Genomic DNA, 6,967 nt, shown 5'->3' with positions numbered 1-6,967 from the left:
CCCGTGCCGCGTCCAGACGCGCCTGTGACCGGCGCGGATCGAGTCTCAGGATGACCTCGCCCTCGGCGAGCTGGTCGCCCTCGCGGTGCCGGATCTCGACGATCGGCTCGGAGAGCTCGGCGATCAGCTCGACCCGATCCCATTCGAGCGTGCCGACGGCCGTGTTCGAATCTTGGACGCAGCCGGCGAGGCCGAAGAGTGCGATCAATAGCGTAACGGTGCGCATCAGTCGTCGTCCTCCGGTGGTGGCTTGGATGGGGCCAGGAGCTGCAGAATCTGCTCGGACCAGCGTCCGGCGAAGGCGTCGTCGATCGGGATTTCCATGGCGCGCTCGACGATGGGCCGGGCGACGAAGGGATAGATGGTCAGGCTGAAGAGGATGAGCGTGCCGAATCGGGGATCCAGGTCGTCCCTCAGTTCGCCCTTGTCCCGTCCTCCATCGATGGCGCGCCGCAGCGCGCCGGCGACCCGAGAGGCGAACTTCTCGATGAAGAGGTTGCGGAAGTCGGACTCGCCGTAGAGCACCTCGCGGATGATGAGGTTGGGCAGCCAGGGGTTGGCCGCGAGCATCGCCGCGTGTCTGGGGATCAGATCCTCCAGCCGGGCGACCTCGCCACGTGCCTCGGCCTCCTCCAGGACCCGGATCAGCGGGCCGATGGTCTCCTCCAACATCGCCTCGTAGAGCCCCCGCTTGTCGCCGAAGTAGTAGTTCACCATCGCTTGGTTCACCCCAGCCGCCCGTGCGATCTCTCGCACCGAGACCGTCTTGAACGAGCCCTGGGCGAAGTGATCGCGCGCCGCCGCGATCAGCGCCTGGCGCACCGCGTCCGGATCCTTGCGTCTGGGTCGTCCGGGGCCTGTGGTCGTCTTGGTCATGATTAAATTAAACGACTGTTTAATTTTTATGTCAACGGTATCCGTGACGCTGAATCGGCGTGTGCGGACAGCGATCTCATGTCCTATCCTGCTCGCGGTCTATTGTTTGCGCGAAGTGACCGATTCGGCTCGGCTGTCGGAACGAAAGGGAGGCGTTATGCTTGCGCGCCCGAGTCGGTCTCGGTCATTCAACGGTCATAGAGCGAAGTGAATATGAATATCGAAGACATCAAACAGCAACTCGAAACCATGGATCGCACGTTCCCGGAGGCTGCCGTGCGTGCCGCAGTGGAGCAGAGGGAGGCGATCACTCCGGTCCTGTTGGACTGCCTTCGATCGGCGGCCGATGACCCACGGAAGGTTGCCGATACCCAAGGCGCTATGCTGCATATGTATGCCCTTTATCTCCTGGCGCAGTTTCGTGAGCGGGCCGCCTACCCGCTGGTCGTGAAGCTGTTCTCCGCGCCTGGCGATCTCTGTTTAGATCTGGCCGAGGATTTTGTGACCGAGGATCTGTATCGAGTGCTAGCCTCGGTATGCGGCGGCGATCTAGACCCGATCAAGGGGATGATCGAGGATCGCGAGGTGAACGAATATGTGCGGAGCGCCTGCATGCGGACGCTGGTCGCTCTCGTCGAATGGGGTGAGCTGGAGCGCGAGCCTGTCATCGAGTATTTCCGGTCGCTGTTCAATGGCAAGCTGGAGCGCGACTCGGATTTCCTTTGGGGCGCGCTTGTCTCGGCCTGTTGTGACCTGTATCCGGAGGAACTGTTGCCCGAAATCGAGCGCGCCTTCGCCGACGGTTTGGTCGATACCTTCTTCATTCAGATGGATAGTGTCGAGCGGGCGATGGCCGAGGATAAGGATCAGGCGACGCGCTCGGCCAAGGAAAAGGGGCCGATCGAGGATACGGTGTCCGAAATGAACTGGTGGGCCTATATCCGGGATACCCCCAAGGTTGCCAAACCCGCTCCGACGTTTGTACCGCACACGCCGATCCAGTCGGTCAAGGTCGGCCGCAACGATCCCTGTCCCTGCGGGAGCGGAAAGAAATACAAGAAGTGCTGTTTGCAGTGACGGGCGCTCGGAATCGGCGCAAGGGACCCATGGCGCGAGTGGACCTTGGGACGGCTGAACGATCCGTTCAAACGTGATGCGTATGGGATCCTTGGGTGGATGCAATTTAGCGGGATGTGTTTTCTCTCCGGTCCGTCTCCAGCCGTGTCCGCTCAACCTGGAAGAACGCTATCGTCTCTCTGAGCAGCGCGGCTTGGGCGCTCAGTTCCTCGGCCGTCGCGGCCAGCTCCTCGGAGGCCGAGGCGTTTTGCTGGGTGGTCCTGTCGAGCTGGGTCATGGCATCGTTGATCTGACGGATGCCGGCGGTCTGCTCCGCCGACGAGGCGGCGATCTCCCCGATCAGGTTCGCGGTCTCGATGATCCTCGGCACCATTGCTTCGAGTCTCTGCCCGGCCTCTTCGGCGACGGCGAGGCTGCCCTTGGCCAGATCGCTGATCTCGCGCGCCACCGCGCCGCTGGTTTCGGCAAGTTTGCGCACCTCGGCCGCGACGACCGTGAATCCCTTGCCGTGTTCGCCCGCGCTCGCCGCCTCGATGGTGGCGTTGAGCGCGAGCAGGTTGGTCTTGTAGGCGATGTCCTCGATCTGCGACACCTTGCCCGCGATGTCCTTCATGGCCGTGACCGTGCGTGCGACGGCCTCGCCACCCTGACGCGCCTCATCGGCGGTCTGGCGCGCGACTTGGCTCGTCGATCGGGCATGATCGCTGTTCTGCTGAACCGATGCCTTCATCTGCGCGATACTGGCGGAGGTCTGCTCGACGCTGGCGGCCTGTTCGGTTGCGCCCTGGCTCAATGATTGGGAGGTTGCACTGACCTCGCCCGACGCCGAGGTGAGGTTGTCCGCGCCGGTACGGACATCCGTGACGATTTGTCGCAGTTGCACGATCATCTTTGCCATATGGCTCGCCAGACTGCTGCGGTCGTCCTTTCGGAGCGCGATCTCTTGTGTCAGATCGCCGTGCGAGAGCTGTTGGGTCGCCATGGCCAGATCGGCCGGTTCTCCGCCGAGCTGGCGTAGGGTGCTGCGGATGATGAGCCAAGCGAGCAGGGTGCCCAAGGCCAGCGAGATCGCGGCGACGATCAGTTGCAGCCATTGGGTTTGCTGGCCATCCTGATTGAGCGCGCCCTGGGTTTGGGCCGAGTGCTCGGCCACCAGTTGGGCGATGTTGCCCAATCTCTCCTGAACGCGATGCAGCTGGGGAATCGTCTCGTCGTTGTAGATGGCGGCGGCCTCGCGAACCCCCTGCATGCGCTTGTGTGCCTGCTCCTGTACTTGCTCCAGCCCTTGTTGGACCTCGGTCAGGGCGGGCTGTGTCCGGCTGACGAAGATGGCGCGCGCGCCGGTCGGTTCGCCGCGCTCCAACATCGCCGTTAGGTCGCGTGCGCTGGCATGCAGTGCTTGGTGAGCGGACTCGATTGCGGTGAGGGATCGGTCGATCTCGGGGTAGGTGGCGCGGAAGGCGGCTCGCTCGGGGCCGTAGAGGAATCGTCCGAGCGGACATTGGGTGTGATCGGTTTCGACATCGAGTCTGTTGGACTGGTTGAGCAGTGCCGTCTCGATTTTCGATGCCCATTTCAGGTGCCCGAGTTCGAGATCCTGGATGCGCTCGACGAGCCGAGGGTCGACCTCGCGATAGACCTCGGCGATCTTGGCCGCCGAGGCATGCAAGCGGCGGTGCGGCTCATCGATCGCCTCCAGGTCGGGGGCGATGGCGGGGAATCGTTGTTCGGCCCGAGCCTTCTCGGCACTGAAATACCAGCGACCGAAGGCGCATTGCTTGGGGTCGAGCTGAACGCTCAAATGGTGGACGTTGCTATCGAAGACGAATGCGCTGAGCTGGCTGGCCCAGGTCAGATGGTCGATCTCGCGCCTTGCGAGTTCGGTCCTGAAGTTATCGTCCCGAACCACATCCTTGCTGAGCCCCATGAGACGCGAGAGACCGAGACTGCCCCAGATGGCTGACAGGGTCATGAGTAGAAGAACGGTCCCGAAGCCAAGGGCAATCTTGGTTCGAAGCCGGATGCCTGTCGCCTGAGAGGTCGATTCGTGCTTCATCGTGCGCCAGCCAGCGTCGCTAAATACACAGAGTATTCGCGATTCTCGCCAATATCCTGGACCTCGGCAAACACAAAAAGTCTGCGGTTCCGCCATGGACTATGGATGACGATAGGCCATTCCCTGGGCCCAGTGCGCATCAATCGGTGCAGGCGCAGCTGTGTGCTCGGGCATCCTGTCGGGGCGTCGGTTGCGTCGATGCAGGCTCAGACTCGATGACGCGCACACGCAGCAGCCGCAGGGCGTTGGCCGTCACCAGTACGGTCGCCCCGGTGTCGGCGAGCACCGCTGGCCAGAGTCCGGTGAGTCCGATCAGGGTGGTGACCATCAGCCCCAGCTTGAGCCCGACGGCGATGGCGACGTTTTGGTGAATGACCCGCAGGGTGCGGCGCGCGAGCCGGACCATGGCGGCAACGTCGCCGACCCGTCCGTGCAGGCTGGCCGCGTCGGCCGTTTCCAGCGCCACCTCGGTGCCGCCGCCCATGGCGATGCCGATCTCGGCGGCGGCCAGCGCCGGGGCATCGTTGATGCCGTCCCCGACCTTCGCCACCCGCTCGCCGGCGTGCTGTAACTCGCGCACCAGCCGCTGTTTGTCCTCGGGCAGCAGTCCGGCGTGGGCCTCGATCCCCAGCGGGCCGGCCAGGGCCTCGACCGCCGGGCGCTGATCGCCGCTGAGCACCAGGCTGGAGATCCCCAGCCGTTGGAGTGCCGCGATTCCGGCGCGGGCGTCCTCGCGTGGGGCGTCGTGCATGGCGATCAGGCCGAGCGCGCGTCCGTCCTCGATCAGCACCGAGAGGCTGCGACCCAGGGCCAGTTGGGGCTCGGCGGCCTCGATGAGCGCGCTGTCGTCGTCGAGCCGTTCGCGTGCCGCTGCGAGCGAGCCGAGGAGACAGTCATGGCCCGCGATCTGGGCGCTCACACCCTGTCCCGGCAGCGCTCGGATCTCATCGGGCGCGGCCGGCGCGATCCCGGCCGAGGCGGTATGGGTGAGTATCGCCCGCGAGAGCGGATGGGCCGAGCCTGCGCTCAGTGCTGCGGCGCGCTCGAGCAGCTGCTCGCGGGTCCCGGCGAGGACGATCACCTCGGTGACCTGGGGCCGGCCGAGGGTCAGGGTGCCGGTCTTGTCGAAGGCGACGCGACTGATGCGCGCCAGTCCTTCGAGCACGGCGCCGCCCTTCATCAGCAGCCCGTGACGGGCACCGGCGGCGAGTCCGGCGGCGATCGCCGCCGGGGTGGAGATCACCAGTGCGCAGGGGCAGCCGATCAATAGGATGGCCGCGCCTCGGTAGATCCACTCGGACCAGACCGCGCCGAGGAACAGCGGCGGCACCACCGCGACCAGGGTGGCGAAGACCACCACCAGCGGGGTGTAGACCCGCGCGAAGCGCTCGATGAAGCGCGCGCTCGGTGCCTTACGCGCCTGCGCCTCGCGCACCAGGCGGGCGATCCGGGCGATGGTGTTGTCGGTGGCGTCGGCCGTGACGCGGATGCGCAGCCGACTTTCGAGATTGACGCTGCCGGCGAAGACCGTCTCGCCCGGCTGCTTGACCTGGGGTAGGCTCTCGCCGCTCAGTGGGGACTCGTCGACCCCGCCGATCCCCTCCAGCACCTCGCCGTCGGCTGGGATGCGCTCGCCCGCGTGAACCTGGATGCGGTCGTCGACCAGCAGTCGCTCGGCGGCGATCGTCTCCAGCGAGCCGTCCGCCGTCTCGCGCTGGGCGTTACGCGGCAGGAGTTCGATCAGGGCGCCGATCCCGTCGCGCGAGCGTCGTGCCGCCACGCCTTCGAGCGATTCACCGACCTGGAACAGGAACAGCACCGCCGCCGCCTCGGCCTCGGCGCCGACCGACACCGCCGCGAGCGCGGCCAGGCTCATCAGGGTTTCGATCGAGAGCGGACTGCCAAGCCGCGCCGAGGTCCAGGCGCGCCGGGCGACCGGGATCAACCCGAGCAGCACCGCCGCGAGAAAGATGGGCCGCTCGAAGGCGGGGAACAGACTCGCCGCGCCATAGGCGCAGAGCATGAGCGCACCGGTGCCCAGTGTGAGCAGTCCCTGACGGCTGCGCCACCAGGGCATTTCGGGTGCCGGTCGGCTGTTCTCGGGCGCGGCGCAGGACGTCGCGCCGCAACCGCAAGCGGGTGCCGTGTCGCGTGCCGGTTCGCGCGGGCTGAAGCCCAGACGCGAGAGGGTCTCGCGAATGGCCGCGAGATCGGTGTCCGGATCATGCCCGATCCGTACCTCGTCGGTCGCCAGCGACACGGTGACCCGATGCACTCCAGGCAAGCGCCCAAGCGCCGTCTCTACCTTGTTCGCGCAGGCTCCGCAGTCCATCCCATCGACCCGCAGCCGGGTCTCCATGGGTGCGGATACCGCTGTTTCGATCGCTTGAGTTGGCATGACTCGATTCACCTCGCTCGACATTGCTTGAGTCCTGATCGAGGAGGCTACAATCTCTAGTCACTAGAGCATCAAGTGAGAATCAGTCCCATGTTTGGAATCGGCGACCTCTCGCGGGCGACCGAGGTCAAGGTCCCCACCATCCGCTATTACGAGGAGATCGGGCTGCTGCCCGCCCCGGTGCGCACCGCGAGCAACCGTCGGCGCTATCCGCCGGAGGCGGTGCAGCGACTGCGCTTCATCCGCCACGCGCGCGAGCTCGGCTTCGACATCTCCGCCATCCGTGATCTGCTGAGCCTGAAGACGGACAGCGGACCCAGCTGCCACCAGGCCGACGCCATCGCCCGCGCCCATCTGCAGCAAATCGACGCGCGCATCGAGCGGCTCAGCGCGTTGCGTGACGAGATCGGTCAGATGCTCGCCGACTGCGCCAGCCGTGCCTGCGACGATCAGTGTCGGGTGCTGGAGGTGCTCAGCGATCACGGTCACTGCCGTCATCGCGAGCATTGAGTCCATGGCGTTCCCGTCTCCATTCGGCGGAATACGCTATCGCTATTCCG

6 protein-coding genes are annotated in these 6,967 nt (G+C 65.5%); 2 read left to right on the top strand and 4 right to left on the bottom strand.

Annotated features, from left to right (window positions below; genetic code table 11):
• Positions 1-226 (bottom strand): hypothetical protein (locus THIDRDRAFT_RS22530; RefSeq protein WP_007043238.1); only part of this gene is annotated, 226 nt, incomplete at its 3' end.
• Positions 226-876 (bottom strand): TetR/AcrR family transcriptional regulator, encoded by a 651-nt coding sequence (locus tag THIDRDRAFT_RS24230; RefSeq protein WP_007043237.1) that lies wholly within the window; start codon positions 874-876, stop codon positions 226-228. The genes THIDRDRAFT_RS24230 and THIDRDRAFT_RS22530, both read right to left, overlap by 1 nt.
• A gap of 213 nt (positions 877-1,089) precedes the next feature.
• Here THIDRDRAFT_RS24230 and THIDRDRAFT_RS22520 point away from each other — a divergent pair, with 213 nt between their 5' ends.
• Positions 1,090-1,953: a DUF1186 domain-containing protein gene (locus tag THIDRDRAFT_RS22520; protein WP_007043236.1), complete on the top strand. Its 864-nt coding sequence runs from the start codon at positions 1,090-1,092 to the stop codon at positions 1,951-1,953.
• 106 nt (positions 1,954-2,059) lie between these two features.
• Here THIDRDRAFT_RS22520 and THIDRDRAFT_RS22515 read toward each other — a convergent pair whose 3' ends face one another.
• Both THIDRDRAFT_RS22515 and THIDRDRAFT_RS22510 read right to left on the bottom strand, forming a co-directional pair.
• The gene (locus THIDRDRAFT_RS22515; protein WP_007043235.1) at positions 2,060-4,009 is read right to left on the bottom strand and encodes a methyl-accepting chemotaxis protein; all 1,950 of its coding nucleotides are present in this window, start codon (positions 4,007-4,009) and stop codon (positions 2,060-2,062) included.
• 139 nt (positions 4,010-4,148) lie between these two features.
• On the bottom strand, positions 4,149-6,407 hold the full coding sequence (locus THIDRDRAFT_RS22510) for a heavy metal translocating P-type ATPase (RefSeq protein WP_139058875.1): 2,259 nt from the start codon (positions 6,405-6,407) through the stop codon (positions 4,149-4,151).
• 90 nt (positions 6,408-6,497) lie between these two features.
• Here THIDRDRAFT_RS22510 and THIDRDRAFT_RS22505 point away from each other — a divergent pair, with 90 nt between their 5' ends.
• Positions 6,498-6,917: a MerR family transcriptional regulator gene (locus tag THIDRDRAFT_RS22505; RefSeq protein ID WP_007043233.1), complete on the top strand. Its 420-nt coding sequence runs from the start codon at positions 6,498-6,500 to the stop codon at positions 6,915-6,917.
• Positions 6,918-6,967: the final 50 nt, after the last annotated feature.

Origin of the sequence: Thiorhodococcus drewsii AZ1 (assembly GCF_000224065.1) — a bacterium.
In the GTDB taxonomy this organism is placed as follows: domain Bacteria; phylum Pseudomonadota; class Gammaproteobacteria; order Chromatiales; family Chromatiaceae; genus Imhoffiella; species Imhoffiella drewsii.
The sequence above is the reverse complement of the archived record's forward strand: the minus strand, read 5'-3'. Positions and strand labels throughout refer to the sequence as shown.